This is a genomic window from Cryobacterium sp. MDB1-18-1, from assembly GCF_004402735.1.
Lineage (GTDB): Bacteria > Actinomycetota > Actinomycetes > Actinomycetales > Microbacteriaceae > Cryobacterium > Cryobacterium glucosi.
Genome location: NZ_SOFR01000026.1, coordinates 85,547 through 112,246 on the forward strand (window position 1 = coordinate 85,547; position 26,700 = coordinate 112,246).

The window sequence follows — 26,700 nt, forward strand, 5'->3', positions numbered from 1 at the left end:
CCGGACCTTTCGTCCATCGGACACGAAAAAGCCCCGACCACGGTCGGGGCTTTTTCGTGCGCGAACGGTGTCAGAACGACGACGCGGTCAGGTTCTCCGGTACCTCTGCGGCCGCTTCCCGGTCCACGAAGAAGTTCGTGTAGCGGCGCCCCTTGATGCCCGCAACAGGAACCTCGTCCCTGCTGGCACCGGCGAGTGCGAGCCCGAGGGCGGATGCCTTGTCCGGCCCTGCGAGGACCAGCCAGATGCAGCGCGACGAGTTCAGGGCAGGGCGGCTCAGGGTGAGCCGTTCGGCCGGGGGCTTGGGGGAATTGCGCACCGTGAGCACGCTCGCGGTGTCCTCGCGGATTCCCGGGAGGTGCGGGAACAGCGAGGCGATGTGCCCGTCCGGGCCGACGCCGAGGAAGGTGATATCGAAGCGCGGCAGCACGGTTCCGTCGTTCGAGGCTGCCTCGAGCTCCTCCGCATAGGCTGCTCCGGCCGCGTCGAGGTCGAGCGGTCCGTCGGAGGACGCAAACGGGTGGATGTTCTCCGCGGGGATGTCGAGGTGGTCGAGGAGTGCGGTACGGGCCTGGAGTTCGTTGCGTTCCGGGTCGGCGTACGGCAACCAGCGTTCGTCGCCCCACCAGAAGTTCACGTGCTCCCAGTCGACGGTGTCCCTGGCCGCGGAAGCGTTGACAGCGTCGAGCACCTCTGTCGCGACGCTTCCCCCGGTGAGGACGACATGGATGTCGCCCTCCTCGTGGAGGAGGTCGACCGCGGTGGTGATGAATCGTGCCGCGACCGATGCGGCGAGGGCCGCCCGGTCTGCATGCACTAGTACGCGTCGTTCGTGTGTCACGGTCGTCCTCCGGTTTTGTCTGCAACCGCGTCCAGGTTCGGCAGTCCGCGGGTGATCACTTCACCATACAACTCGTCGGGATCGAGCCGGCGAAGCTCGTCGCTGAGGCAATCCCGGAGGCTGCGGCGCTTGAGGGTGAGGTCCTGCACGGGCTGGCCGGGCTGGGTGAGGGTTGCGATGCCCGGCAGTTCACGCTCGAGCGAGATCACACCGGATGCCCGGGTGAAGTGCACGCCGTGGATTCCGCTCGCTTTGGCCCCACCGGTGAACTCGTAGTCGACGTCCACGGCGAGCTGGAGCTGCAGCCAGGCGGCGAGCAGCGTCGTCGAGGGGGAGTCGGCCGCGCCGGAGACCTGGACGGCTGTGACGGCTTCGTACGGCGGCTGGTCGAGAACGGCGGCGAGCTGTGCCCGCCAGAGCGTGAGCCGCGTCCAGGCGAAGTCGGTGTCGCCGGGGCGGTACGAGGAGCACAGCCGGTGCAGGGCGGCCTGCGGGTCCGGCTGGGCGGAGGAATCCGTGATCCGCCGGTAGGCGAGGCGCCCGAGCGGAGAGTCCGCCGGGATGACGGGGGCGACGCCCGGCCACCACGTCACGACGGGGGCATCGGGCAGCAGGAGGCCTGTGACCAGGCTCTCCGGGTCGCTCGCGGCTTCGCCGTACGCGCGCAGCACGATGACTTCGCTCGCCCCGGCGTCTCCGCCGACGCGGATCTCCGCGTCGACCTTCGCGTCGACGGGGGTCTCCGATTCGGTTTCTTCCTGGGTGGAGACGACGATGACGCGCATCGGATGTTCACGGGATGCGTCGTTTGCGGCCTCGATGGCCTCCTCCTCGCGTCCCATGGTCGACGCGATGATCAGGGTCAGCACCCGGCCGAGGGCGACGGCGCCGCCCTCTTCCCGGATGCGGACGAGGGCCTTCGAGATCTTCGAGGTGTTCGTGTCTGGCAGATCGACGATCATGGGCGCCTCCATTGACGGCCGTCCCTGGCCAAGAGCTCGTCCGCGGACGAGGGGCCCCAGGTTCCGGGGCGGTACTGTTCGGGCTGGCCCTGCTCGGACCAGAACTTCTCGACCGGGTCGAGGATCTTCCACGAGAGTTCGACCTCTTCGTGACGGGGGAACAACGGCGGGTCGCCGAGGAGCACGTCGAGGATCAACCGTTCGTACGCCTCCGGGCTCGCCTCGGTGAAGGCATGGCCATAGCCGAAGTCCATCGTGACGTCGCGCACCTGCATGCCGACGCCGGGGACCTTGGAGCCGAATCGGATCGTGACGCCCTCGTCGGGCTGCACCCGGATCACGAGTGCATTGGATCCGAGGGCAGCCGTGTTCTCCTTGGCGAACAGATGCTGGGGGGCGCGCTTGAACACGACAGCGATCTCGGTCACCCTGCGGCCGAGTCGCTTGCCTGCCCGCAGATAGAACGGCACGCCGGACCAGCGGCGCGTCTCGATGGTGAGGCGCAGCGCCGCGTAGGTTTCCGTGAGCGACTCCGGGTCCATTCCGTCCTCTTCGAGGAATCCGAGAACCTTCTCACCGCCCTGCCAACCGCCGGCGTACTGGCCGCGGGCGGTTCCGGTCGCGAGGTTGTCCGGGAGCCGGACGGATGCGAGGACCTTCTCCTTCTCGGTGCGCAGGTCGGCCGCGTCGAAGGAGATGGGCTCCTCCATCGCCGTGAGGGCGAGGAGCTGCAGGAGGTGGTTCTGGATCACGTCCCTGGCGGCACCGATTCCGTCGTAGTAGCCCGCGCGTCCTCCGACGCCGATGTCCTCGGCCATCGTGATCTGCACGTGGTCGACGTTGTTCGAGTTCCAGATCGGTTCGTAGAGCTGGTTCGCGAAGCGCAGCGCGAGGATGTTCTGCACCGTCTCTTTGCCCAGATAGTGGTCGATCCGGAACACGGAGTCGGGCGGGAACACGGATTCGACGACGTCGTTGAGCTCACGGGCGGTTTTCAGGTCGCTGCCGAAGGGCTTTTCGATCACGACACGACGCCACTGGCCGTCCTTCTGCTCGGCGAGGCCGGACCGGCGCAACTGGCCGACGACCTGCGGGAACGCCTTCGGCGGGATCGACAGGTAGAACGCATGGTTGCCCATCGTGCCCCGCTCGCGGTCGAGCTCGGCGATGGTGTCCTTGAGCCGTTCGAAGGAGTCGTCGTCGTCGAAGGTGCCCTGCACGAAGCGGATGCCCTCGGAGAGCTGGGCCCAGACATCCTCGTTGAACTCGGTGCGGGCATACTGCTTGACCGAGTCGTGGACCACTTGGGAGAAGTCCTCGTCGTCCCAGTCGCGCCTCGCGAAGCCGACGAGGGCGAATCCGGGCGGAAGGAGTCCGCGGTTGGCGAGGTCGTAGACCGCGGGCATGAGTTTCTTCCGGGACAGGTCGCCGGTTACGCCGAAGATCACGAGGCTCGAGGGCCCCGCGATGCGATTCAGACGGTAATCAGAGGACGACCGCAGCGGATTGAACTCCGGGGTGATTTCCACCGGGGACATGCAACTCCTTTTCTGTGGCAACGAGGCCCGCCGGAGCAGGCCCCGCTGCAGGGGACGACTTCTACTTGAGGGCGCCGAACAGGGCGGCGATATTCGCCGCGGGGTCGGTGAGAGTGAGGGTGAGCACCGGACGGCCGTGCTGAGCGAGAACACTCGCGTCGCCGCTGGCCTGCGCCTGAATGAGTTCGCCGAAGGTGAACGGACGATCCGGAATCGACAGGTCCTCCTGTGCGGTCGCGAGGATCTGCAGGAACACACCGGATGGCTGACCGCCCTTGTGGAGCTGGCCGGTCGAGTGCAGGAACCGGGGGCCCCAGCCGAATGTGACGGGACGTTTCGAGAGCTTCGCGACCAGGTCACGGATGCCGGCGAGCTGTGGCAGCTCGAGGCGGTTCACGTAGGCCTGGACGGAGACGTACCCGTCGGGGCCGAGCTCCTCGAGGAGCGCGTCGATCGCTGAGGCGAGGTCGCTCGCCGCGCCGATGACGTGTGCGGTGCCGCGCACCTCGATGCCGTCGGAGATGAACGCCGCGGGCGCCGGCTCGGGTCGGCCGTCGAGCAGCGCGCGGGTGGCGACCTTGGCTGCCTCCACGTCCGGTTGGTCGAAGGGGTTGATCCCGAGCAGCCGTCCAGCGACCACGGTGGCGTATTCCCAGACCAGGAATTGTGCGCCGAGGGTGCCGCTCACGCGGATCTCATCGGTGCCGTCCGCGGGAAAGATCGTGGTGCCCGCGTCCTCGACGAGGCGCAGGACCTGCAGGTCCGGGAGGTTCTCGGTGAGTTCGGGGGCGCCGAGCTCGAGGACAACGGGGAGGATTCCGGTGCCGATCTTGCCGGTCGACTCCGCGATGAGCTGTTCCGCCCAGTCAGGGAACCCGACGATGTGGGTGCCGTCTGCGACGAGCGCGAGCTTGTCACGCCGTGGCTCCGTCGCAGCGATCGCGGCGCCGAGGATGAGCCCGGGGTTTTCCGGGCTGTCGACCGCGAGCGCGAGCGAAACGGCCTCCGCCTCGTCGAGCAGCTCACCGATGTCGACGCCGGCGAGTCCCGATGGAACCAGCCCGAACGCGGTGAGCACGGAGAAACGTCCTCCCACGGTCGGGTCCGCGTTGAAGACGCGGTAACCGGCCGCCCGAGCGGAGGTGTCGAGCGGCGAACCGGGGTCGGTCACGACGACGATGCGGCCGATGGGGTCGATGCCGGCTTCCCGGAAGGCGCGTTCGAACACGCGACACTGGCTGTCGGTCTCCGCGGTCGACCCGGACTTCGAGGAGACGACCAGCGCCGTCTCCGCGAGGTGGTCGTCGAGGGCCGCGAGTACCTGGCCGGGGTCGGTCGAGTCGAGCACGGTCAACGCGACGCCGGCCGTGCGGGTGATGACCTCCGGTGCGAGCGAGGAACCGCCCATGCCGGCGAGCGCGATCCGGGTGACACCGGCCGAGGCCAGGGTCGCCCGGAGAGCGAGGATCTCCGGGACGAGCGGGCGTGAAACGGCAACGGACTCGGTCCAGCCGAGACGCTTGGCCGCCTCGGACTCGGCCTCAGGGCCCCACAGTGCGGGGTCGAGGGCCGTGATCCCCGAGGCGACCAGGTCGGACACCAGGGTGGGAACGGTTCGGCGTGCCGCATCGGCCGCCGCCCCGGTCACCGCGATGCGGAAACTCACAGGGCCGACGGGGCTTCCGCGTTGTTCTTGGCTGCGTCCAGGGCAACCGTCACGGTGTCGAGGAGTTCGTTCCAGGAAATGATGAACTTCGCAACGCCCTCGGACTCGAGGACCTGCGTGACGTCGACGTAGGAAACGCCTTCGTTCGCAAGGGCGTCGAGGACAGCGTTCGCCTCGTCGTATGCGCCCGTGATCGAGTCCGCCGGGATGACCCCGTGGTCGAAGGTCGCGTCGAGGGTCTTCTCCGGCATGGTGTTGACGACCTCGGGCGCGACGAGGTTCGTCACGTAGAGGGTGTCGGGGAGCGCTGCATCCTTGACGCCCGTCGACGCCCAGAGCGGACGCTGCTTGTTGGCGCCGGCCGCGAGGAGGCCGAGGGCGCGCTCGGTGGAGAAGGCCTGCTGGAAGACCTCGTATGCGAGCTGCGCGTTCGCGACGCCGGCCTTGCTCTTGAGGGCGATCGCCGTCTCGGTGCCGATGGCCTCGAGGCGCTGGTTGATCTCGGTGTCGACGCGGGAGACGAAGAAGGACGCGACGGAGTGGATCGTGCTCAGGTCGATCCCGGCGGCCTTGGCCTTTTCGAGGCCGGACAGGTACGCGTTGATGACCTCGCGGTGACGCTGCAGGCTGAAGATCAGGGTGACGTTCACGCTGATGCCGAGGGCGATCGTCGCGGTGATGGCCTCGAGGCCCTCGATGGTCGCGGGGATCTTGATCATGGCGTTGGGGCGGTTGACCTTGGCCCACAGCTCCTGGGCCTGGGCGACGGTTCCGGCGGCGTCGTGGGCGAGGCCGGGCTCGACCTCGATCGAGACGCGGCCGTCGACACCGTTGGTGCGGTCGTAGACGGGACGGAAGATGTCGCTCGCTGCGGTGACGTCGTCGGTCGTGATCTCGAAGACGGCTTCCTGCACGGTCGCGCCGGACGCGGCGAGGGCGGCGACCTGGTCGACGTAGGCTTCGCCCTTGCTGAGCGCGCCGGCGAAGATGGTCGGGTTCGTCGTGACGCCGACGACGTTCCTGGTGTCGATGAGGTCCTGCAGCCCGCCGGAGGCGATGCGCTGGCGGGAGAGGTCGTCGAGCCAGATGCTGACGCCGGCGGCGGAGAGCTCGGCGGTGGGGGTGGTATCGGTCATGGGGACAATCTCCTTGTGATACATGGTGTGTGACGTGTGCGGGAGTCGGGCGGGGAGCTCAGCGTTGCCGCAGGCTCCCCGCCCGGCGGGGAGCTCAGTGAGCGGCGAGCGAGTCCTTCGCGGCGGCGACGACGGCCTCGGTGGTGATTCCGAATTCACGGAACAGCGTCTTGTAATCTGCGGAGGCGCCGAAGTGCTCGATCGAGATGCTGCGGCCGCGGTCGCCGACGTAGCGGTCCCAGGTCAGCGCGATACCGGCCTCGACGGACACGCGGGCGGTGATGCCGGCGGGCAGCACGGACTCGCGGTACTCCGCTGTCTGCTCCCGGAACCACTCGAGGCTCGGCGCAGACACGACGCGGGCGTTGATGCCCTCGGACGCGAGCGCCGCACGGGCGTTCACGGCCAGCTGGACCTCGGAACCCGTGGCGATCAGGATGACGTCGGGGGTGCCGTTCGGCGCTTCGGCGAGAATGTACGCGCCCTTGGCGACGTTGCGGGCGGAGGCGAAGACCTCGCCGCTCGCGTCGCCGTCGCCGCGCTCGAACACGGGGATGTTCTGGCGGGTGAGGACGATGCCCGCGGGGCCTTCGCGGCGCTCGAGGATCGTCTTCCACGCCCAGGAGACCTCGTTGGCGTCGCCGGGGCGCACGACGTCGAGCCCGGGGATGGCGCGGAGGGTCGCGAGCTGCTCGACCGGCTGGTGGGTCGGGCCGTCCTCGCCGAGGGCGACGGAGTCGTGGGTCCAGACGAAGATCGACGGCGCCTTCATCAGCGCAGCGAGGCGAACGGCCGGGCGCATGTAGTCGCTGAAGATCAGGAAGGTGCCACCGAACGGGCGGGTGTTGCCGTGCAGCACGATGCCGTTCAGGATCGCGCCCATCGCGTGCTCGCGGATCCCGAAGTGCAGGACGCGGCCGTACTCGTTGCCGGTCCACTCGTGGGTCGAGTGCTCGGCCGGAATGAAGGACCGGGCACCGCCGATGGTGGTGTTGTTCGACTCGGCGAGGTCGGCGGAACCGCCCCAGAGCTCGGGGATCACGGCGCCGAGCGCGGTGAGGACCTTGCCGGAAGCTGCACGGGTGGAGACCTCGGTGCCGGCCTCGAAGACGGGCAGCGCGGCATCCACGCCCTCGGGCAGGTCGCCGGCCAGGATCCGGTCGAGGAGGACCTTGCCGTCCGGGTTCGCGGCGGCCCAGGCGTCGAACTGCACCGTCCACCGGGCATGCTCGTCGGAGCCGCGGGTGAGCGCCTCGCGGGTGTGCTCGATGACATCGGGGGCGACGAAGAAGTTCTCGGCCGGATCGAAGCCGAGGACCTCCTTCACGGCTGCGAGTTCCGCGGCGCCGAGCGCCGAGCCGTGGATCTTGCCGGTGTTCTGCTTCTTCGGGCTTGGCCAGCCGATGATCGTCTTGAGGATGATCAGCGACGGCTTGTCCGTGACGGCCTTCGCCGCGTCGATCGCGTCGTTGAGGGCGTGGAGGTCTTCGACGTATTCGCCGGTCTTCTTCCAGTCCACGGTCTGCACGTGCCAGTGGTAGGCCTCGTACCGGGCGGCGACGTCTTCGGTGAAGGCGATGTTGGTGTCGTCCTCGATCGAGATCTGGTTGGAGTCGTAGATCGCGATCAGGTTGCCGAGCTGCTGGTGGCCGGCGAGGGAGGATGCCTCGCTCGTGATGCCCTCCTGCATGTCGCCGTCGCCCGCGATGACGTAGACGAAGTGGTCGAAGGGGCTCTCGCCCGCCGCGGTCTCCGGGTCGAACAGTCCGCGTTCGAAGCGGGACGCGTATGCGAAGCCGACGGCGGACGCGAGGCCCTGGCCGAGCGGGCCCGTCGTGATCTCGACACCGTCGGTGTGGCCGTATTCCGGGTGACCGGGGGTCTTGGAACCCCAGGTGCGGAGAGCCTTGAGGTCGTCGAGCTCGAGGCCGTAACCGCCCAGGTAGAGCTGGACGTACTGGGTCAGGGAGCTGTGGCCGACCGAGAGAATGAAGCGGTCGCGGCCGATCCATTCATTGTCAGAGGGATCGCGGCGCATGACCTTCTGGAAGAGAAGGTATGCGACGGGGGCGAGGCTCATCGCCGTGCCCGGGTGGCCGTTCCCGACCTTCTCGACGGCGTCCGCCGCGAGAATGCGAGCCGTGTCGACCGCCCTGTTGTCAATCGAATCCCACTGCAGTGCTGCCACTTCGTAGTTACCCTTCGTCAAGCTAGGGCAGGCCTTGGAAACCCGCACCCGTTGGATTGAGCGCGCCCGTGGACATCGACGTCATCCGGCGCGGCAGGCGAATGCCCATTTTCCAGGACGCACCGACACGCGCCATGATTGGCGAGCACCCCCAAGTATAGGCAGTCGGCATGGCCGGGTGAGGTTGACCGGCGTAAAGCTGAACGATCCTCGAATGGGCTTCCGCCCGGCCGGGACTGGTTAGACTCAATCCACTATGCAGATCTCCCAGGACGCGACCCCCGCGGGCGTGCAGGCGCCCGGCGGCAGGGGAGCGCGAGGCTTCCGTCGGACCTTCCTCGCCTACCTCTCCCTGACCAAGCCGCGCGTCGTCGAACTGTTACTCGTTGTGACAGCGCCGACCATGCTGCTCGCCGAACGCGGGATTCCGAGCCTGTGGCTCGTGCTCGCGACCCTCATCGGCGGGGCGCTCAGCGCAGGATCCGCCGGCGCGTTCAACTGCTACATCGACCGCGACATCGATCGCGTGATGAAGCGCACGATGAACCGGCCGCTCGTCACCGGCGAGCTCAGCGACCGGGAGGCCCTCGTCTTCGCGTGGGTGCTCGGTGCCGCGTCGATCGTGTGGCTCCTGGTCTTCACGAACTGGGTCGCCGCGGCTCTCTCGCTCGGCGCAATCCTGCTTTATGTCGTTTTCTACACGATCATCCTCAAGCGCCGCACCGCCCAGAACATCGTCTGGGGCGGAATCGCCGGCTGCATGCCCGTACTGATCGGCTGGGCCGCCGTCACCGGCGACCTGTCCTGGCCGCCGCTGATCCTGTTCGCGATCATCTTCCTGTGGACCCCGCCGCACTACTGGCCGCTCTCCATGAAATACCGCGCCGAGTACCAGGCCGCCGGCGTCCCGATGCTCGCCGTCGTGCGCGGACGCGCCCAGGTCGGCCTCCAGGTCATCCTCTACGCGTGGGCGACCGTCGCGTGCTCACTGCTCCTGATCCCGGTCGCTTCGATGGGCCTGCTCTATACCGGGGTCGCGCTCGTCACCGGCGGCTGGTTCATCTACGAGACCCACCGCCTGTACAACCTCGCTATCCGTCACGAGGTGGTCTCGCCGATGCGGGTGTTCCACGGTTCGATCACGTACCTGACACTGCTCTTCGTCGCCGTGGGCGTCGACCCGTTGCTCCCCTTCTAGGTCGCGCGGGGGCTTCCCAGCAGAGCCGGGTGCGTCAGCGTGCGGTTGCCTGGTGCGGAACCGGGGGAGTGGCGTCGACGGGCTGCGCCACCGGCTCTTTGAGGTGCAGTACGACGGCGGTCATCGCGGCCGCGAGTACGCACGCGAGGACCATGTGGATTCCGACGAGGCCGGTCGGTAGTCCGGTGTTCGCCTGAACGAGCCCCACGACGACCTGGACGGCCTCGACACCGAGCAGGGCCAGGGTCCAGGTGCGGAGCGACCGGCCGAGGCCCCAGGCGCCGATGACGAGGGCGATGGTGAGCGCGACGGTCAGGTAGGCGGGCCAGCTGTGCACGTGCTGCAGGAACTCCGAGTCGAGCCCGTTTCGCGGTGCATTCTCGTCACCGGCGTGCGGCCCGGAACCGGTCGTAAGGATGCCGACGACGATTGTGACGGCGACCACGGCGCTCGTCACATGCGTGAGGATCGCGTACCAGCGGGGCACGACGGCAGCCCGCTGGCCGTTGCCGGTGTAGACCCGGTAGACGAAGGCCGTGCAGAGCGCCACGAGCACTGCGGAGATGACGAAGTGCAGTCCGACGACGGTGGGGTCGAGCTGCGTGAGCACGCTGATGCCCCCGATGACCGCCTGGGCGGGGATGCCGAGCCCGGCGAACAGGGCGAGGCGGAACAGGTCGGGGCGTTCGCGACGCAGCCGCACGACGGCGAGGAAGGCAAGGACCGCGACGAGGCCGAGTACGGCACCGAGCAGGCGGTTGCCGAACTCGATGACGCCGTGGATGCCCATCTCCGGCGTGTTGACGAGCGAACCGTCGGTGCATTTCGGCCAGGTCGGGCAACCGAGCCCTGAGCCTGTCAGGCGGACGAGGCCGCCCGTGCCGACGAGGAGGATCTGCGCGGCGAGGTACACCCACGCGATCAGGCGGACCCTTCGGTCAACGCTCGTGGGCAGCCATTCCGAAATCCGTTTCACGGGTTCTGCTTCCTCTCGGGCCTGGTGCATGTGAAATCGCCGGGTCCGGCCACTTAACGCATCGGGAACCTGTAGAATTAGGTGTTTCTGGGCGGTGATCACGCGGTTGTACAAACCGCGGTTCGACACCTCGCCGCCTCTAATCATCTTAGGTACGCAACGTAGCCGCCCACGCAACCCGTTCATCGCACGTCTTCGCTTGGAGCCGTGCGGGAATGACCGGACTAATATCCGGGTTGTCGTGGATGGGAGAAGAGGTAAATATGTCTGACGTCCTGCTCGACCGGCCCGAACTCGCGGGCCTGGGAACGTACGAATTCGGCTGGTCCGATTCCGACGCGGCCGGCGCATCCGCCCGCCGTGGCGTCTCGCCAGAGGTCGTGACCGACATCTCGAAGCTCAAGAACGAGCCGGACTGGATGCTGCAGCGCCGGCTCAAGGCCCTCGAACTGTTCGAGCGCAAGCCGATGCCCACGTGGGGCGCCGACCTGTCCGGAATCGACTTCGACAACATCAAGTACTTCGTGCGTTCAACGGAGAAGCAGGCCCAGACCTGGGAAGACCTGCCTGACGACATCAAGAAGACCTACGAGAAGCTCGGCATCCCCGAGGCGGAGCGCCAGCGCCTCGTCTCCGGCGTCGCGGCCCAGTACGAGTCAGAGGTCGTCTACCACCAGATCAATGAGGAGCTCGAAGCCCAGGGCGTCATCTTCATGGACACGGACACCGCGCTCAAGGAATACCCCGAGGTCTTCAAGGAGTACTTCGGCACCGTGATCCCCTCCGGTGACAACAAGTTCGCCGCGCTCAACACCTCGGTCTGGTCTGGCGGCTCCTTCGTCTACGTTCCGCCCGGCGTGCACGTCGAGATCCCGCTCCAGGCGTACTTCCGGATCAACACGGAGAACATGGGCCAGTTCGAGCGCACGCTCATCATCGCCGACGAGGGCAGCTACGTGCACTACATCGAGGGCTGCACCGCCCCGATCTACTCGTCGGACTCGCTGCACTCCGCCGTCGTCGAGATCATCGTGAAGAAGAACGCCCGAGTTCGGTACACGACGATCCAGAACTGGTCGAACAACGTCTACAACCTCGTCACGAAGCGCGCAACAGCCGCAGAGGGCGCGACCATGGAATGGATCGACGGCAACATCGGCTCCAAGGTCACCATGAAGTACCCGTCGATCTACCTGATGGGCGAGCACGCCAAGGGCGAAACCCTGTCCGTGGCCTTCGCCGGTCCCGGCCAGCATCAGGACGCCGGCGCCAAGATGATCCACATGGCTCCGTACACGCAGTCCTCGATCGTGTCCAAGTCCATCGCCCGCGGCGGCGGCCGCTCGGGGTACCGCGGTGAAGTCCGGGTGGATGCCGGTGCGCACCACTCCGCGAACACCGTGCGCTGCGACGCGCTGCTCGTCGACACCCAGTCCCGCTCCGACACCTACCCGTCCATCGACATCCGTGTCGACGACGTGCAGCTCGGCCATGAGGCCACCGTCTCCCGCGTCAGCGAGGAGCAGTTGTTCTACCTGATGAGCCGCGGTATGCCCGAGGACGAGGCCATGGCCATGATCGTCAGAGGATTCATCGAACCGATCGCACGGGAGCTCCCGATGGAGTACGCCCTCGAACTCAACAAGCTCATCGAAATGGGCATGGAAGGATCCGTCGGCTAAATGTCCGCCGCCCCGACTTCAACAACAGCAGCACTGCCCACCAGCGAACAGCACGGCATCAAGGCGCACTCGGACGGACGCTTCGGCTTCGTCCCCGTGCAGACCAGGAACGACCGCTTCAAGAGCGTCGACGTCGCCGACTTCGCCCCCGTCACGGGGCGCGAGGCCGTATGGAAGCTCTCACCGGTCGCCAAGTTCACCGACCTCACGGCCGGCGAGCTCGACGGCGCAGCCTACGACGTCGACTCGACCCCGACCGACGGTGTCGCGATCGACTGGGTCGGGCGCGATGACGCCCGCATCGGTTCGGTCGGCGCCCCGGAGGAACGAGCCGCCGCCAACGCCTGGACGAGCTTCGAGAAGGCCCTGGCCATCACCGTCACCGGTGAAGAGGACAAGGAGATCACGATCACCCGGGCCCGTCTCGGCACCGGCCCGCGCGGCGCCCACACGATCATCGAGGCCAGGCCGTTCAGCCGGGCGACGATCATCCTCGAGAACACCGGCGACGCACGCCTCACCGAAAACCTCGAGATCATCGTCGGCGAGTCCGCGCACCTCACGGTCGTCACGCTGCAGGAGTGGAACACCGGTGCCGTTCAGCTGGCCAACCACTTCGCATCCGTCGGCCGCGACGCCTACCTCAAGCACGTCGTCGTGTCCCTCGGCGGCAGCATCGTGCGGGTCAACCCCTCGGTGCGCCTCGCCGGTCCCGGCTCCGACACCGACCTCTACGGTCTCTACTTCGCGGATGCCGGCCAGCACCTCGAACAGCAGGTGTACGTGCACCACGACGCCGCGAACAGCCGCAGCCGGGTGACCTACAAGGGCGCCCTGCAGGGCGCAGGCGCTCGGACGGTCTGGATCGGCGACGTCCTGATCGGTCGCAACGCCCCTGGAACCGACAGCTACGAACAGAACCGCAACCTCGTGCTGACCGAAGGCACCCGCGCGGACTCGATCCCGAACCTCGAGATCGAGACGGGTGACATCAAGGGCGCCGGGCACGCGAGTGCGACCGGCCGCTTCGACGATGAGCAGCTGTTCTATCTGCAGTCCCGCGGAATCACGGAAGACGAGGCCCGGCGACTCGTCGTGCGCGGCTTCCTGAGCGAGATCGTGCAGCACATCGGATCCCAACCGCTCGAAGACCGCCTCCAGGCGGCCATCGAAGCCGAACTGCGCAGCACCGACGAGGTCCGCGCACCCGCAACAACCAAGGAGAACTGACCATGGCGTCCACGAAGATCTGCGCCTTCGACGAACTCGAAGAGAATCAGGCCGTCAAGGTCGAGATCGACGGAGTCCCCATCGTCGTGGTGCGGGACAGCGCCGGCGACGTCTTCGCGATCGGCGACACCTGCACGCACGGCGACATCTCCCTCTCCGAGGGATTCGTCGAAGACGACACGGTCGAATGCTGGGCACACGGCTCCAAGTTCTCCCTGAAGAGCGGTCGCCCGCTCAACCTGCCCGCCTACGAACCCGTTCCGGTGTTCACGGTCGAGCTGATCAACGGCGACGTCTTCATCGACCCGACCCCGCACTACGTCACCGCGTAACCCCCACACGTACCGGCGCCTGCGCGCCGTTGAATGAAAGAGACCAGAGAATCCATGTCAGTTCTTGAGATCAAGGACCTGCACGTCAGCGTCGAGACCGACCAGGGCACCAAGCAGATCCTGAAGGGTGTCAACCTCACGATCAACGAGGGTGAGATCCACGCCATCATGGGGCCGAACGGCTCCGGCAAGTCGACCCTCGCGTACACGATCGCCGGCCACCCCAAGTACCACGCCGACAGCGGCTCGATCCTGCTCGACGGTGAGGAAGTCCTCACCATGACCGTCGACCAGCGCGCCCGCGCCGGCCTCTTCCTCGCGATGCAGTACCCGGTCGAGATCCCCGGAGTCACCGTCACCAACTTCCTGCGCACCGCCAAGACCGCGATCGACGGCGAAGCGCCCGCGATCCGTTCCTGGATCAAGGACGTCCGCCAGTCCATGACGAACCTGCGCATGGACAAGAGCTTTGCGGAGCGCAACGTGAACGAGGGCTTCTCCGGTGGTGAGAAGAAGCGCAACGAGATCCTGCAGCTCGAACTGCTCAAGCCCAAGTTCGCGATCCTCGACGAAACCGACTCCGGCCTCGACGTCGACGCGCTCAAGATCGTCTCGGAGGGCGTCAACCGCGCCAAGGCGAACACCGGACTCGGCATCCTCCTGATCACGCACTACACCCGCATCCTGCGCTACATCGAGCCCGATTTCGTGCACGTGTTCGTCAACGGGCGGATCGCGGAGCAGGGCGGACCCGAGCTTGCCGACCGGCTCGAGGACGAAGGCTACGATCGCTTTCTCGTCGATTCGAACGTAGGCTGACCGCATGGTTTCAACGCTGTCACCCGAGCGATTCGATGAGATCGAAGAGGCGCTCAAAGACGTCATGGACCCCGAGCTCGGCATCAACGTCGTCGACCTCGGCCTCATCTACGACTTGGGCTGGGACGACGAGAACGACGCCCTGATCATCCACATGACCCTGACCTCGGCAGGCTGCCCGCTGACCGACGTGCTCGAGGAGCAGACCGCCGAAGCGCTCGACGGGGTCGTCGACCAGTTCCGGATCAACTGGGTCTGGATGCCGCCGTGGGGCCCTGAGAAGATCACCGACGACGGCCGTGACATGATGCGCGCCCTCGGCTTCGCGATCTGACCGTCGCCCCAGTATCACCCGCCCAGTGTCGCCCCGGATTCCGATCCGGGGCGACACTGCGTTAATCGGCGGATGCCGTCGGCCGGCGGCATCCCCGCGCCCGCGACTGAATTAGTATGCTCCTCCACTCATTGGAACGCTATGCTAATGAGATGGATTCCCCCGGAAGGACGCGGCCGAGCCGTCGATCGGCGCAAAGCGAGGCGACCAGGACGGTCATCCTCGACGCGGCCGAGCGCCTCATGCTCGAGCGCGGGTACATCGCGGCATCCATCGCGGCGATCGCCGCGGAGGCCGGTGTCGCGGTGCAGACCATCTACAATTCCGTGGGCCTCAAGGCCGACGTGCTTGCGGCGGTACTCGAGCGTGGTGCCACGGAGCCGTCGGGCAGTGGGGAGTCCGCGCTCCAGGATCCGGTTGCGTCACCCCGGGAGGCGAGCGGACCGCGCTCGGCGACCGACATCATCCGCCTCCTCGTCGACTGGTGCGTCGAGACGAACGTGCGCACCGCCGCCCTGCGGAGGGTCGTCGCGCAGGCCGCGGGGGTCGAGGCCGACGTGGCGCGTCTCGAGCTGCGCCAGTCCGCACGGTTGCTGCACAACTTCAGCGAGACGGCAACGGCGTTGCGCGACCGCCATGCGTTGCGCAGCGGCCTCAGCGACCACGAGGCGGCCGCGGCGATCTGGGCGCTCGCCCACCCGCAGGTCTACCGCTCCCTCGTGCTCGATCTGGACTGGTCCCTCGGGGCCTACCGGGAGTGGCTCGGGAACACGCTCCGGGCCACACTTTTCTGAGCGTCCCTCCCCGTCGCCGCGCGAGAATATACTAGATAGCTGGCCCGGTCGGGCCGAACCCCTCCCACGAACCTTCCGAACGGACTATTGCTGTGCTCAGTGTGCAAAACCTCGAAATCAGAGTCGGGGCGCGCGTGCTCATGGAAGACGTCAGTTTCCGCGTCTCCGCCGGCGACAAGATCGGCCTCGTCGGCCGCAACGGTGCGGGAAAGACGACCCTCACGAAGACGCTCGCGGGCGAGACGATGCCGACCCACGGCCAGATCGACCGCTCCGGCCAGATCGGCTACCTTCCGCAGGACCCGCGCTCCGGTGAACCGACCATGCTCGCGCGCACCCGTATCCTCGACGCCCGCGGCCTCGGCACGATCTCCCTCGGCCTCTACCAGGCCGGCCTCGACATGGGCAGCGACGACCCCAAGGTCGCCGCGAAGGCCATGAAGGTCTACGGCAACCTCACCGACCAGTTCAACGCCCTCGGCGGCTACGCAGCGGAGGCGGAGGCGGCCTCGATCGCGAGCAACCTGAACCTCCCGGACCGGATCCTCGACCAGGAGCTGCAGACCCTCTCCGGCGGCCAGCGCCGCCGCATCGAGCTCGCCCGCATCCTGTTCTCCGCCGCGGAGACGATGATCCTCGACGAACCGACCAACCACCTCGATGCCGATTCCGTCGTCTGGCTGCGCGAGTTCGTCAAGAACTACCGCGGCGGCGTCATCATCATCTCCCACGACATCGAACTCGTCGGCGAGACCGTCAACCGGGTGTTCTATCTCGATGCCAACCGCATGGTCATCGACATCTACAACATGAACTGGAAGAACTACCAGCGCCAGCGCCTCGCAGACGCCGACCGTCGTAAGAAGGAACGCGCCAACGCCGAGAAGAAGGCGTCCACCCTGCAGCTGCAGGCCGCAAAGTTCGGCGCCAAGGCGAGCAAGGCCGCAGCGGCCCACCAGATGGTCGCCCGGGCTGAGAAGCTGCTCTCCGGACTCGACGCCGTGCGAGCCGTCGACCGCGTGGCCAAGCTGCGCTTCCCCGTGCCGGCCCCGTGCGGCCGCACCCCGCTGATGGCGAACGACCTCTCGAAGAGCTACGGTTCCCTCGAGATCTTCGCAGCTGTCGACCTCGCGATCGACCGCGGGTCCAAGGTCGTCATCCTCGGCCTCAACGGTGCGGGCAAGACCACGCTTCTGCGGATGCTCGCGGGCGTCGACAAGCCGGACACCGGCACGATCGTCCCCGGCCACGGTCTCCGCATCGGGTACTACGCGCAGGAACACGAGACCATCGACGTCAAGCGCAGCGTTCTGCAGAACATGGTGTCCTCGTCGCCGAACATCACCGAAATGGAAGCCCGCCGGGTCCTCGGCTCGTTCCTGTTCACCGGTGACGATTCCGACAAGCCGGCCGGGGTTCTTTCCGGTGGAGAGAAGACCAGGCTTGCCCTCGCGATGATCGTGGTCTCCGGCGCCAACGTGTTACTCCTCGACGAACCGACGAACAACCTCGACCCCGCGAGCCGTGACGAGATCCTCGACGCGCTCGCGCACTACGAGGGTGCCGTCGTCCTGGTCAGCCACGACGAGGGCGCCGTCGAGGCGCTCAACCCGGAACGCGTGCTGATCATGCCGGAGGGCACAGAGGACCACTGGAACAAGGACTACCTCGACCTGATCATGCTCGCCTAGCTTCCGCTATCGGTCGGTGCGTACTGTCTGTCAGTGCGTGCTGTCGATGAGGTCGTCTTCGACCTCTGCGTCCGTACGCGGCTTGGCGGCCGCACGGCGGGCGCGTTCCTCCGCGCGCGTGCGCTCTTCGGGGTCGTCCGCGTTGAGAGAGCGGAATTCCTGCCGCACCGCCCAGCCGAGCCCGATGAAGCCGAGCAGGGCGAACAGCATCCACTGGAACGCGTACGACAGGTGCGAGCCTTCGTCCGCGACCGGCCTGGTCACGCCGGCCGGCCGGGTGGCCGGCGCGGGATCCTCGGAGGCCATCAGGCCGTATGCCGCGGTGTACGTGGGTGCGCCGACCCGGTCGGCGACGTCGGCGAGGTGGATCGTGGCGATCTGGTTCCCGCTCGCCGTGCGCCCGGGAAGGGTCGGTTCTCCGGCCTTGAGCCTGGCGATGACCGTGACTTCACCCGTCGGCGCTGCGGGAACCGGGCCGGGGGCCTCCGCCGTCTCGCCGGTGGGGACCCAGCCACGATCGACGACGAAGACCGTGCCGTCAGCGAGGAGCAGCGGCGTGAGCACCTCGAAGCCCGGGTGCACGTTCAGCGGGCGATTCCGCACGATCAGCTCATCGGCGACGAGGTACGTTCCCGTCATCGTCACCGGCAGCCACTTCTGTGACTCGTTGAAGGAATCGAGAGTGGGAAGTGCTTCGGTCAGGCTCACCGGGATGTGGTCGTAGTTCGCGTCGACCTTGTTGATCTCGACGAGGGCCTCGTTGCGCCTGGCGAACTGCCACATACCGAGGCCGGCGCAGGCGGCGCCGAAGATGATGGTGAGCACGAGGTATCCGGCCCACCTGCGGGTGAAGGCGAACTTCCAGCCGGTCACGACGGGTCCGTCCCTGCGGCCGGGCGGCCCGGTGTTGTGTCCGGTGCAGCTTCGAGCGCGAAGACGGCCACCGGAAAGTCCCTGGCACCCAGGAATTCCCGCAGATACTCGACATGCTCCGGGCAGGCGAGCCAGGTCTTGACCCGGTCAGCGGTATGGATACGCGGGTTGCGCCAGTCGATGCGCCACTGCGCGTCCTCCCGGCAGCCGGCCCTCGAACAACGCGGTACGTCGAGGTCGTCGTCGAAACCGATCATTCGTCCGTACCCGGGCCGCGGGACGGGTCGTGAGTCGGCGCCGGCCGGTCGGAGGCTTGCCCGGGTGGCGACTGGGCGGCCGACGAGGATTCAGGACTGGTCGAGGACTGACCGCGGTAGAGCTGAACGGCTCCCGGGCGGACGACGGCGGTTCCCGCGCCGTTTCCGTGGACGTTTGCGACGATGACCGCGAAATAGGGGAGCAGGATCGCTCCGGCGGCGCAGACCAGGAGCCACCAGCCGTGCACGAAGAGCATCAGGACGATGCACACCATCCGGATGCCCATGGTCACCGAGTATTTGATCATCCGGGCGCGTCGCTCGGCCTCCGGAGACGGAGGCAGGGACGTGATCGACTGCTGTTTCATACTCTCATCGCTTCGGTCAACCGGTGGAGGTTTTGCCTGATAAGCCTACGTCTCGCCCGGTCTGTGGGATGACACCGTAAACTGGAATATACGTGCGTACGGCTGGTCGTTCGCTGGGAATAGATTGGAACCGTATGCCCTCCGTCAGGACCGTTCTCGTGACCGGGGGCAACCGTGGGATCGGCTTTGCCATCGCCGAAGAATTCGTGCGCCAGGGCCATCGCGTCGCGGTCACGGCCCGCTCCGGGTCCGGCCCAGAGGGCAGCCTCACGGTACGTGCCGACGTCACCGACGCCGCATCGATCGACGCCGCGTTCACCGAGATCGAAGCGTCCCTCGGACCGGTTGAAGTGGTCGTGGCCAACGCCGGCATCACCAAAGACACCCTTCTGATGCGGATGACGGAAGACGACTTCACCTCCGTCATCGACACGAACCTGAGCGGTGCCTTCCGCGTCGTCAAGCGCGCATCCAAGGGCATGCTCAAGGCCAGGTTCGGCCGGATCGTGCTCATCTCGAGCGTGGTCGGCCTCTACGGTTCCGCCGGGCAGGTCAACTACTCCGCCTCCAAGAGCGGGCTCGTCGGGCTCGCCCGCTCGGTCACCCGCGAGCTCGGCGCCCGCGGCATCACTGCGAACGTCGTCGCACCCGGCTTCATCGAGACCGAGATGACCGCGGAGCTTTCCGAGGCCGTCCAGGCCGAATACAAGAAGAACATCCCGGCAGGACGCTTCGCTTCCCCCGCCGAGGTCGCCAAGGTCGTCACGTGGCTCGCGGGCGACGACGCCGGTTACATCTCCGGCGCCGTGATCCCGGTCGACGGCGGACTCGGAATGGGTCACTGACCTCCGCCATGAGACCGACAATGACGGCGACAATGCGGGCGGTTGTCGTCGACGGGCCTGGTGACCCCGGTGTTCTGCGCGTCCGTGACGTGCCGATGCCGACGCCGCGACCCGGATGGGTGCTGATCCGGGTTGAGGCCTTCGGGCTCAACCGGTCCGAACTCCACTTCCGTTCCGGTGTCGCGTCGACCGGCTCGTTTCCGCGCATTCCTGGGATCGAAGCGGTCGGAACGATAGCGGATGCCCCGGGTGGGGAGTATCCCGTCGGCGCCCAGGTGGCCGCGATGATGGGCGGCATGGGCCGCTCCTTCGACGGCGGTTACGCCGAATACGTGTCGGTGCCGGCCGCGATCGTCGTGCCCTTCACCAGCGGACTCGGCTGGGACGTGCTCGGTGCCGTGCCCGAGATGCTGCAGACCGCGGCGGGGTCGCTGCGTGTCGGGCTGCAGGCCGCCGACGGCCAGAGCCTGCTCATCCGCGGCGGAACGTCCTCTGTCGGCCTCGCGCTGGCCACCCTCGGCGCGCTGCGCGGGATGCGGGTGCTTTCGACCACGCGGAATCCCTCGAGCGTCGGCCTGCTCGAGGCTGCAGGCGCCGACCACGTCATCATCGACGATGGCGAGGTCGCGCGCCGGGTGCGGGAGATCGTGCCTGACGGTGTCGACGGAGCCGTCGAGCTCGTCGGCGTCAACGTCCTGCGCGACACCCTCCGAGCGGTGCGAGCCGGAGGCACCGTCTGCTTCACCGGGATGCTCTCCGACACCTGGACGATCGACGAGTTCTACCCGATGGACTGGCTTCCCAACGGAGTGCGCCTCACCGCGTATTCCGGAGAGGCCGCAGACCTGACATCAGCGGAGTTGCAGGCCTTCCTCGACGCCGTCGCAGCCGGTCACGCGCGCGTCCCGCTCGGCCGTGTCTACAGGCTCGATGAGATCGTGCAGGCCCACCGCGACATGGAGGCCGGTACCGCCGGCGGAAAACTCGTCGTCCTTCCGCGCTGAACTCCCCGACTGAGGTCGGACGGATCGTCACACCGCTGGCGAACGGCGCCGGTCACATGCACAGCGTCCGTCAGGGGTCGGTACCCTCGTTTCCAGGTGTGAAACTCAAGATGAGAAGCCTAAAATTATGTGAGTAAGTCTCGCATTCGTGTTCGATTCGGGGTAGAATCGGGGTATGGCAGGAGCTTGGGATCCCCAGTCACACACCCCGCAGGCACCCGGTTCCGGGGTCGCGGGAGATCAGCCCATCGCAGGCGTCAAGTCGGCCCATCCGGTTGCGGTTGTCGAGGGTTTCGAGGGCGCGGAGGGTCTGGCCGGGTCGGTGCCGTCGGTGCATGCGGATGCTGTCGCCCGTCTCGCCGAGGCCCAGGCGGTTCTCGCCGAGGCCCTGGCCGCGATCCCGGTCGGGCTGCTCAGCGACACAGAAGCGGTCACGGCGCTGAGCACCGTGGAGGCGATCGGGCGGACAGTGGACGCGGCCAGGGTGAGCACGGCGACGGATGTGGACCGGCGGGCTCGGGTTTTGGGCCGGGAGGGCCTGGCCTGGCGGATGGGCTGCACGGGCCCGTGGGATGTCCTCACCCGGGTGACGCGGGTGTCGGCCCGGGAGGTGAAGCGGCGCACGAAGCTCGGCGACGCGGTGTTGCCGCGGCCGTGCGGCGGGAGCAGCTGGTTGCCGCCCTTGTTCCCGACCGTCGGAGCCGCCCTGGCGGCGGGGCAGATCGGGGTGGAGACGGCGGAGTTGATCGTGGCCGGGCTACAGGTGATCAGTCACCGGGTGGCGCCGGATGACCTGTTGACGGCGGAGCGGGCCCTGGTCGCCACGGCGGCGGGGCTGATCACCCCGGAGACCGAGGACCTGGCCGGGGCCGGTGTGCCGGTGACGACGGACCTGATCCGGGGCATGGTCGCGCAATGGCAGGCGGCCCTAGACCCCGACGGGGTCCTCCCAACCGAGGACCTGTTCGAGGCGAAGTCCAACATCGGCTTCGGACAACTCAAGAACGGGTTGTACCCGGTGAAGGGTGGAGTGACACCGGAACTGTTCGGGGTGATGAACACCCTCTTCGACGCCTTCCTGAGCTTCCACGCCCGCCCGGCGTTCCCCACCGCCGAGGAGCAGGCGCTGATGGATTCGGGGCAGATGATTCCCGGCGCCGAATCAGCGGGCACCGACGCCGACACGGGCCCGGATCTGGACGTGATCGAGGCAGAGCTCCGGGAGCGCCGGGCGGATACCCGCACGGGCGGGGAGAAACGCGCCGACATCCTCCGGGCGTTGTTCGAACACGCCGCCCGGGACGAGGACACCCCGTCGATGGGCGGGTCGGCGCCGACGGTGATGGTGCACGTGAACGCTGCGGACCTCGCCTCGGGGGTCGGGGTGGGGTGGATCGACGGCGTCGAAGCCCCCGTGTCTTTGAAGACGGTGCATCAGCGCATCTGCGACGGCGGCTTCCAGGGCGTGTTGTTCGGGGCGAACAACGAAGTGCTCAAGCTCGGTCCGGAACGACGGTACTTCAACCGGGCCCAGCGCCGGGCGATTACCGCCCGGGACGGCGGCTGCATCATCCCCGGGTGCAAAGCGCCGGCGCACTGGGCCGAAGTACACCACGTGAAGCCCTGGGCCCAGGACGGCCCGACGACCGTCGACAACGGGGTCTTACTCTGCTGGTTCCATCACCACAGCATCGACACCTCCGGGTGGGAGATCCGCATGGTGAAGGGCTCACCGCAAGTGCGGGCCCCCGGACTCATCGACCCGCAACGACTCTGGCGGCCACCGAACAGGCACCGCGCCCACCAGGTCCTCACCGGACCACCCAGACGCGACTAGAGTCCACCGGACACGGCGGCGCCTGTAGTGGAAGTGCTAGCCGCGGAGGCCGAGGATGGGCAGGACCTGGCTGAGGTCGCAGATGTCGATCGCGACATCCGCCTGTGCCCGCACGAGAGGCTTCGCGTTGAACGCGATGCCGAGACCCGCGACGTGCATCATCTTCAGGTCGTTCGCTCCGTCGCCGACGGCGACGGTCTGGGGGAGCGCGACGCCGAGTTCCGCCGCCCACTCCTGGAGGGTATCCGCCTTCGCGGTTGCGTCGATGATCGGCCCGACGAGGTTGCCGGTGAGGTGGCCGCCGACGACTTCGAGCCGGTTGGCTCGCCAGTGGTCGATGCCGAGGCTCTCCGCGAGCGGATCGAGCACTTCGTGGAAACCGCCGGAGACGACCCCGATTCTGCTGCCGTGGGCATGCAGTCCGGCGATGAGCTCGTGCACGCCCGGAGTCGGGCGCACCAGGAGCCCGACGTCGGTGAAGACGCTCTCCGGCAGCCCGGCGAGGGTCTTCACCCGGGCACGGAGGCTCTCGGCGAAGTCGATCTCACCGCGCATGGCCTGCTCGGTCACCGCAGCGACGAGTTCGAGCGAGCCCGCAGCATCCGCCAGGAGCTCGATCACTTCGTTTTCAATCAGGGTGGAATCGGAATCGAGGACGACAAGGAAACGAGTGGGACGGGTCACGGGTGTACGTGCACGCCCTTGCCGACGACGGTGATGCCGGACTCGGTGACGCTGAAACCGCGCGCGAGGTCACGGTCCCTGTCGACACCGACGGAGGCTCCGGCGGCGACGACGACGTTCTTGTCGAGGATGGCCCGACGGACGGTCGCGCCGGGCAGGATCTGCACCCGGTCGAAGAGAATCGAGTCCGCGATGTGGGCGCCGGAATCGATGGCCACCCACGGCCCGAGCACACTGCGCTCGATGTGGGCGCCGGAGATGACGCAGCCGAGGGACACGATCGAGTCGATCATCGTGCCGAGCGAACCACGCCCGTCACGGACGAACTTGGCCGGCGGCGAGTTGAGCTGCTGGCTGAAGATCGGCCACTTCTGGTTGTAGAGGTTGAAGACCGGGAGCGCGCTGATCAGGTCCTGGTGTGCCTCGAAGAAGGAGTCGATGGTTCCCACATCGCGCCAGTAGTACCGGTCGCGATCGGTGGAGCCCGGTACCTCGTTGCGCTGGAGGTCGTAGACACCGGCTTCGCCGCGGGACACGAAGTCGGGAATGATGTCCCCGCCCATGTCGTGGCTCGAGTCGGTGCGTTCTCCGTCACGCAGCACGGCCTCGATCAGGGCGTCGGCGTTGAAGACGTAGTTGCCCATCGAGGCGAACACCTCGTGCGGCGCGTCGGCGAGGCCGATCGCGTCCTTCGGCTTCTCGCGGAACTCCCGGATGTGGTCCGGAGTGGCCCCGTCGACCTCGATGACGCCGAACTGGTCGGCGAGGCCGATCGGCTGGCGGATCGCAGCGACCGTCGCCTGTGCCCCCGAGGCGATGTGGGCCGCGATCATCTGGCTGAAGTCCATGCGGTAGACGTGGTCGGCGCCGACCACGACGACGATGTCGGGCTTCTCGTCGTGGATCAGGTTGAGGCTCTGCAGGATTGCGTCCGCGGAGCCGGAGAACCAGCGCTTGCCGAGGCGCTGCTGCGCGGGCACGGACGCGATGTATGAGTTGAACAAGCCGCCGGAGACGTGCCAGGTCTGGGAGACGTGACGGTCGAGGCTGTGCGACTTGTACTGGGTCAGGACGACGATCTGGGTCAACCCGGAATTGATCAGGTTGGACAGTGCGAAGTCGATGAGCCGGTAGTTGCCGCCGAACGGAACGGCCGGCTTTGCGCGGTCCTCCGTCAACGGCATCAGTCGTTTGCCCTCGCCACCAGCGAGTACGATTCCAAAGATCTTCTTCGATGCCATGTCTTTACAGTAAGGGCATCCGGGGCCTGTGGCCACCCGAAAACGGTGTGTCGGATGCGATGCTGCGCTAGTTTTACTTTCATGCGAGTCGATCTGTTGACCAAGGAATATCCACCGGAGGTTTACGGCGGGGCCGGCGTGCACGTCGCTGAGCTCGTCAAGGCCCTCCGTACCGACATCGACGTCGTGGTGCGCTGCTTCGGTTCGCCGCGCGACGAACCGAATACCTTCGCATACGGCGTCCCAGCCGAGCTTGCGACGGCGAACGGCGCCCTGTCGACACTCGGCGTCGACCTGTTGATGGCCCAGGACGCCGCGGGCACCGACATCGTGCACTCGCACACCTGGTACGCCAACGGCGCAGGGCACCTCGCCAAGCTCCTGCACGGCGTCCCGCACGTCGTCACTGCACACAGCCTGGAGCCGCTCCGGCCGTGGAAGGCCGAACAACTCGGCGGAGGCTACCGGGTCTCGAGCTGGATCGAACGCACGGCCTTCGAGGCAGCGGATGCCGTCATCGCCGTCAGCGGGGGAATGCGGGCGGATATCCTCCGCAGCTATCCGGCACTCGACGAGTCCCGGGTGCACGTCGTCTACAACGGCATCGACCTCGAGGCCTGGAAGCCGACCGCGGACGAGGACATCGTCCGTTCGCTCGGCATCGACCCGACCCGACCCTCTGTCGTGTTCGTCGGACGGATCACCCGGCAGAAGGGACTCCCGTATCTTCTCCGTGCCGCAGCGTCTCTCCCGCCTGAGGTCCAGCTCGTGCTCTGCGCCGGGGCACCGGACACCGCAGAAATCATGGCCGAGGTGACCGCTGGAGTCAGGGCGCTCCAGGCCGAGCGCACCGGGGTCGTGTGGATTCCGGAACACCTGTCCCAGCACGACCTCTCCGCCGTCCTGACGGCCGGCACCGTCTTCGTCTGTCCCTCGGTCTACGAGCCTCTCGGCATCGTGAACCTCGAGGCGATGGCGTGCGGCCTCCCGGTTGTCGGTTCGGCGACCGGCGGCATCCCCGAGGTCGTCGACGACGGGGTCACCGGACGACTCGTGCCCATCGACCAGGTCAGTGATGGCACCGGCACGCCGATCGACCCTGACCGTTTCGTCGCCGACCTCGCCCGCACCCTCCTGGAGGTCGTCTCAGACCCCGATCGTGCCGCGGAAATGGGCAGGGCCGGCCGGATCAGGGCAGAGGAAAAGTTCAGCTGGAGCCAGATCGCCACGAGCACCCGGGAGATCTACGCCGGGTTGCTCTGAGCCCCGCCCGGCGTGCCGACGCCTCGGCGACGGCAGATAACATGGATGCATGGTCAACGTTCTTCAATTCACCGACGTCTCCGTCGTCCGGGCTGGCACAACCATCCTCGACTCAGTGAACTGGAGTGTTGATGACGATCAGCGCTGGGTGATCCTCGGCCCGAACGGCGCTGGAAAGACCACGCTCCTCCAGATCGCCGCCGCGATGCTGCACCCCACCCGGGGCACAGCCGAGGTGCTCGAGGAGCCGATCGGCGGCACCGACCTGTTCGAGCTGCGTCCGCGCATCGGCTTCGCGTCGACCGCGCTCGCCCGGAAGGTTCCGGCGGGTGAAAAGGTGATCGACGTCGTCATGACCGCCGCGTATTCGGTGACCGGTCGCTGGACCGAGGAATACGAGGCCATCGACGAGCGCCGCGCCCAGCGTGTCCTCCAGGAATGGCGCCTCGACCACCTCGCCGATCGCACCTTTGGAACCCTGAGCGACGGTGAACAGAAGCGGGTGCAGATCGCCAGATCGATCATGACCGACCCCGAACTGCTCCTGCTCGACGAACCGGCGGCGAGCCTCGACCTCGGCGCCCGCGAAGAACTCCTGCGCCTGCTCGGCGGTTATGCCCTCGAGCAGAGTTCACCGGCCATCATCATGGTCACCCATCACGTCGAAGAGATCCCCCTCGGCTTCACCCACGCCCTGCTTCTCTCTGGTGGACGCGTCGTTTCGGCCGGCCCCTTCGCGGAGTCTCTGACGGCGGACACCCTCACCGAAACGTTCGGCCTGCCGATCGGCCTGAGCGAGGACGCCGGTCGCTTCACGGCCCGTGCGGCCTGACGTTCGCTTCTGCTAGACTCGACAGTCGGTCCTCGGGCCGTGTAACTTTTTCCTGCCGCCGTTCCCCGGGCCATCCGGTCCGGACCGGCGCAACTCATATAAGGAAGTT

At 67.2% G+C, this 26,700-nt stretch carries 25 protein-coding genes; 13 read left to right on the plus strand and 12 right to left on the minus strand.

Annotated features, from left to right (window positions below; translation table 11 throughout):
- Positions 1 to 70 precede the first annotated feature (70 nt).
- The 6 genes from pgl to tkt form a co-directional block, all read right to left on the minus strand.
- Positions 71 to 841: a 6-phosphogluconolactonase gene (pgl, locus tag E3O50_RS06800; protein ID WP_134448689.1), complete on the minus strand. Its 771-nt coding sequence runs from the start codon at positions 839 to 841 to the stop codon at positions 71 to 73.
- Entirely contained in the window at positions 838 to 1,803 is a 966-nt protein-coding gene (locus tag E3O50_RS06805) for a glucose-6-phosphate dehydrogenase assembly protein OpcA (protein ID WP_134448688.1), read from the minus strand. The genes pgl and E3O50_RS06805 overlap by 4 nt, the downstream gene beginning before the upstream one ends.
- On the minus strand, positions 1,800 to 3,341 hold the full coding sequence (zwf, locus tag E3O50_RS06810) for a glucose-6-phosphate dehydrogenase (protein WP_134448687.1): 1,542 nt from the start codon (positions 3,339 to 3,341) through the stop codon (positions 1,800 to 1,802). The genes E3O50_RS06805 and zwf overlap by 4 nt, the downstream gene beginning before the upstream one ends.
- A gap of 61 nt (positions 3,342 to 3,402) precedes the next feature.
- A complete protein-coding gene (locus tag E3O50_RS06815; RefSeq protein WP_134448686.1) occupies positions 3,403 to 5,007 on the minus strand; it encodes a glucose-6-phosphate isomerase in 1,605 nt (534 codons plus the stop codon).
- The gene (gene tal / locus E3O50_RS06820; protein ID WP_134448685.1) at positions 5,004 to 6,143 is read right to left on the minus strand and encodes a transaldolase; all 1,140 of its coding nucleotides are present in this window, start codon (positions 6,141 to 6,143) and stop codon (positions 5,004 to 5,006) included. The genes E3O50_RS06815 and tal overlap by 4 nt, the downstream gene beginning before the upstream one ends.
- 94 nt (positions 6,144 to 6,237) lie before the next feature.
- Entirely contained in the window at positions 6,238 to 8,331 is a 2,094-nt protein-coding gene (gene tkt, locus E3O50_RS06825; protein ID WP_134448684.1) for a transketolase, read from the minus strand.
- Positions 8,332 to 8,587: 256 nt separating this feature from the next.
- Between tkt and E3O50_RS06830 the strand changes: the two genes are divergently transcribed.
- Entirely contained in the window at positions 8,588 to 9,529 is a 942-nt protein-coding gene (locus E3O50_RS06830; RefSeq protein ID WP_134448683.1) for a heme o synthase, read from the plus strand.
- 34 nt (positions 9,530 to 9,563) lie between these two features.
- On the opposite strand, the gene E3O50_RS06835 is transcribed toward E3O50_RS06830, so the two are convergent.
- Positions 9,564 to 10,505 carry a COX15/CtaA family protein gene (locus E3O50_RS06835; protein WP_134560127.1) on the minus strand — a complete coding sequence of 314 codons (942 nt, stop codon included), beginning with the start codon at positions 10,503 to 10,505 and terminating at the stop codon, positions 9,564 to 9,566.
- Between the two features lie 263 nt (positions 10,506 to 10,768).
- Here E3O50_RS06835 and sufB point away from each other — a divergent pair, with 263 nt between their 5' ends.
- From sufB to E3O50_RS06870, 7 genes are all read left to right on the plus strand, one after another.
- On the plus strand, positions 10,769 to 12,187 hold the full coding sequence (sufB, locus tag E3O50_RS06840) for a Fe-S cluster assembly protein SufB (protein ID WP_134448681.1): 1,419 nt from the start codon (positions 10,769 to 10,771) through the stop codon (positions 12,185 to 12,187).
- Complete coding sequence (sufD, locus tag E3O50_RS06845; protein ID WP_134560129.1) at positions 12,188 to 13,417, plus strand: Fe-S cluster assembly protein SufD; 1,230 nt, start codon at positions 12,188 to 12,190, stop codon at positions 13,415 to 13,417.
- A 2-nt stretch (positions 13,418 to 13,419) separates the two neighbouring features.
- Positions 13,420 to 13,749, plus strand: coding sequence for a non-heme iron oxygenase ferredoxin subunit (locus tag E3O50_RS06850; RefSeq protein WP_134448679.1), 330 nt, complete (start codon positions 13,420 to 13,422; stop codon positions 13,747 to 13,749).
- A gap of 54 nt (positions 13,750 to 13,803) precedes the next feature.
- On the plus strand, positions 13,804 to 14,568 hold the full coding sequence (gene sufC / locus E3O50_RS06855; RefSeq protein ID WP_134448678.1) for a Fe-S cluster assembly ATPase SufC: 765 nt from the start codon (positions 13,804 to 13,806) through the stop codon (positions 14,566 to 14,568).
- 4 nt (positions 14,569 to 14,572) lie between these two features.
- Complete coding sequence (locus E3O50_RS06860; protein WP_134448677.1) at positions 14,573 to 14,902, plus strand: metal-sulfur cluster assembly factor; 330 nt, start codon at positions 14,573 to 14,575, stop codon at positions 14,900 to 14,902.
- 152 nt (positions 14,903 to 15,054) lie between these two features.
- A complete protein-coding gene (locus tag E3O50_RS06865) occupies positions 15,055 to 15,696 on the plus strand; it encodes a TetR family transcriptional regulator (RefSeq protein ID WP_166790690.1) in 642 nt (213 codons plus the stop codon).
- A gap of 92 nt (positions 15,697 to 15,788) precedes the next feature.
- Positions 15,789 to 17,387 carry an ABC-F family ATP-binding cassette domain-containing protein gene (locus E3O50_RS06870; protein WP_134448675.1) on the plus strand — a complete coding sequence of 533 codons (1,599 nt, stop codon included), beginning with the start codon at positions 15,789 to 15,791 and terminating at the stop codon, positions 17,385 to 17,387.
- Between the two features lie 30 nt (positions 17,388 to 17,417).
- On the opposite strand, the gene E3O50_RS06875 is transcribed toward E3O50_RS06870, so the two are convergent.
- The 3 genes from E3O50_RS06875 to E3O50_RS06885 are packed head-to-tail and all read right to left on the minus strand — an operon-like array spanning position 17,418 to position 18,885.
- Positions 17,418 to 18,260, minus strand: coding sequence for an SURF1 family protein (locus E3O50_RS06875; RefSeq protein ID WP_134448674.1), 843 nt, complete (start codon positions 18,258 to 18,260; stop codon positions 17,418 to 17,420).
- Positions 18,257 to 18,517: a hypothetical protein gene (locus E3O50_RS06880; RefSeq protein WP_134448672.1), complete on the minus strand. Its 261-nt coding sequence runs from the start codon at positions 18,515 to 18,517 to the stop codon at positions 18,257 to 18,259. The genes E3O50_RS06875 and E3O50_RS06880 overlap by 4 nt, the downstream gene beginning before the upstream one ends.
- Positions 18,514 to 18,885 carry a DUF3099 domain-containing protein gene (locus E3O50_RS06885; RefSeq protein ID WP_134448670.1) on the minus strand — a complete coding sequence of 124 codons (372 nt, stop codon included), beginning with the start codon at positions 18,883 to 18,885 and terminating at the stop codon, positions 18,514 to 18,516. Before E3O50_RS06885 ends, E3O50_RS06880 begins: the two co-directional genes overlap by 4 nt.
- Before the next feature lie 134 nt (positions 18,886 to 19,019).
- Here E3O50_RS06885 and fabG point away from each other — a divergent pair, with 134 nt between their 5' ends.
- From fabG to E3O50_RS06900, 3 genes are all read left to right on the plus strand, one after another.
- Positions 19,020 to 19,730: a 3-oxoacyl-ACP reductase FabG gene (fabG, locus tag E3O50_RS06890; protein WP_134448668.1), complete on the plus strand. Its 711-nt coding sequence runs from the start codon at positions 19,020 to 19,022 to the stop codon at positions 19,728 to 19,730.
- A 20-nt stretch (positions 19,731 to 19,750) separates the two neighbouring features.
- A complete protein-coding gene (locus E3O50_RS06895) occupies positions 19,751 to 20,734 on the plus strand; it encodes a zinc-binding dehydrogenase (protein WP_134560133.1) in 984 nt (327 codons plus the stop codon).
- A 175-nt stretch (positions 20,735 to 20,909) separates the two neighbouring features.
- Complete coding sequence (locus tag E3O50_RS06900; RefSeq protein WP_134564551.1) at positions 20,910 to 22,571, plus strand: HNH endonuclease signature motif containing protein; 1,662 nt, start codon at positions 20,910 to 20,912, stop codon at positions 22,569 to 22,571.
- A gap of 36 nt (positions 22,572 to 22,607) precedes the next feature.
- Here E3O50_RS06900 and serB read toward each other — a convergent pair whose 3' ends face one another.
- Together serB and E3O50_RS06910 are read right to left on the minus strand one after the other, a co-directional pair.
- A complete protein-coding gene (gene serB, locus E3O50_RS06905; RefSeq protein WP_134560139.1) occupies positions 22,608 to 23,255 on the minus strand; it encodes a phosphoserine phosphatase SerB in 648 nt (215 codons plus the stop codon).
- Complete coding sequence (locus tag E3O50_RS06910; RefSeq protein ID WP_134446608.1) at positions 23,252 to 24,496, minus strand: glucose-1-phosphate adenylyltransferase; 1,245 nt, start codon at positions 24,494 to 24,496, stop codon at positions 23,252 to 23,254. Before E3O50_RS06910 ends, serB begins: the two co-directional genes overlap by 4 nt.
- 81 nt (positions 24,497 to 24,577) lie before the next feature.
- On the opposite strand from E3O50_RS06910, the gene glgA reads away from it, so the two are divergent.
- Both glgA and E3O50_RS06920 read left to right on the plus strand, forming a co-directional pair.
- Positions 24,578 to 25,759, plus strand: a complete 1,182-nt coding sequence (gene glgA / locus E3O50_RS06915; protein WP_134446607.1) for a glycogen synthase — start codon at positions 24,578 to 24,580, stop codon at positions 25,757 to 25,759.
- 49 nt (positions 25,760 to 25,808) lie between these two features.
- On the plus strand, positions 25,809 to 26,591 hold the full coding sequence (locus E3O50_RS06920) for an ABC transporter ATP-binding protein (RefSeq protein WP_134446606.1): 783 nt from the start codon (positions 25,809 to 25,811) through the stop codon (positions 26,589 to 26,591).
- The last annotated feature ends 109 nt before the right edge of the window (positions 26,592 to 26,700 follow it).

Excerpts from the sequence above, each read along its gene's own strand:
- sufC (WP_134448678.1), top strand. The coding sequence starts at position 13,804 with ATGTCAGTTCTTGAGATCAAGGACCTGCACGTCAGCGTCGAGACCGAC.
- E3O50_RS06865 (WP_166790690.1), top strand. The coding sequence starts at position 15,055 with ATGGATTCCCCCGGAAGGACGCGGCCGAGCCGTCGATCGGCGCAAAGC.
- glgA (WP_134446607.1), top strand. The coding sequence starts at position 24,578 with ATGCGAGTCGATCTGTTGACCAAGGAATATCCACCGGAGGTTTACGGC.
- E3O50_RS06900 (WP_134564551.1), top strand. The coding sequence starts at position 20,910 with ATGGCAGGAGCTTGGGATCCCCAGTCACACACCCCGCAGGCACCCGGT.
- E3O50_RS06910 (WP_134446608.1), bottom strand. The coding sequence starts at position 24,496 with ATGGCATCGAAGAAGATCTTTGGAATCGTACTCGCTGGTGGCGAGGGC.
- E3O50_RS06920 (WP_134446606.1), top strand. The coding sequence starts at position 25,809 with ATGGTCAACGTTCTTCAATTCACCGACGTCTCCGTCGTCCGGGCTGGC.
- fabG (WP_134448668.1), top strand. The coding sequence starts at position 19,020 with ATGCCCTCCGTCAGGACCGTTCTCGTGACCGGGGGCAACCGTGGGATC.
- sufD (WP_134560129.1), top strand. The coding sequence starts at position 12,188 with ATGTCCGCCGCCCCGACTTCAACAACAGCAGCACTGCCCACCAGCGAA.
- E3O50_RS06830 (WP_134448683.1), top strand. The coding sequence starts at position 8,588 with ATGCAGATCTCCCAGGACGCGACCCCCGCGGGCGTGCAGGCGCCCGGC.
- zwf (WP_134448687.1), bottom strand. The coding sequence starts at position 3,341 with ATGTCCCCGGTGGAAATCACCCCGGAGTTCAATCCGCTGCGGTCGTCC.
- E3O50_RS06850 (WP_134448679.1), top strand. The coding sequence starts at position 13,420 with ATGGCGTCCACGAAGATCTGCGCCTTCGACGAACTCGAAGAGAATCAG.
- E3O50_RS06805 (WP_134448688.1), bottom strand. The coding sequence starts at position 1,803 with ATGATCGTCGATCTGCCAGACACGAACACCTCGAAGATCTCGAAGGCC.
- E3O50_RS06895 (WP_134560133.1), top strand. The coding sequence starts at position 19,751 with ATGACGGCGACAATGCGGGCGGTTGTCGTCGACGGGCCTGGTGACCCC.
- E3O50_RS06880 (WP_134448672.1), bottom strand. The coding sequence starts at position 18,517 with ATGATCGGTTTCGACGACGACCTCGACGTACCGCGTTGTTCGAGGGCC.
- sufB (WP_134448681.1), top strand. The coding sequence starts at position 10,769 with ATGTCTGACGTCCTGCTCGACCGGCCCGAACTCGCGGGCCTGGGAACG.
- E3O50_RS06860 (WP_134448677.1), top strand. The coding sequence starts at position 14,573 with ATGGTTTCAACGCTGTCACCCGAGCGATTCGATGAGATCGAAGAGGCG.
- tal (WP_134448685.1), bottom strand. The coding sequence starts at position 6,143 with ATGACCGATACCACCCCCACCGCCGAGCTCTCCGCCGCCGGCGTCAGC.
- E3O50_RS06885 (WP_134448670.1), bottom strand. The coding sequence starts at position 18,885 with ATGAAACAGCAGTCGATCACGTCCCTGCCTCCGTCTCCGGAGGCCGAG.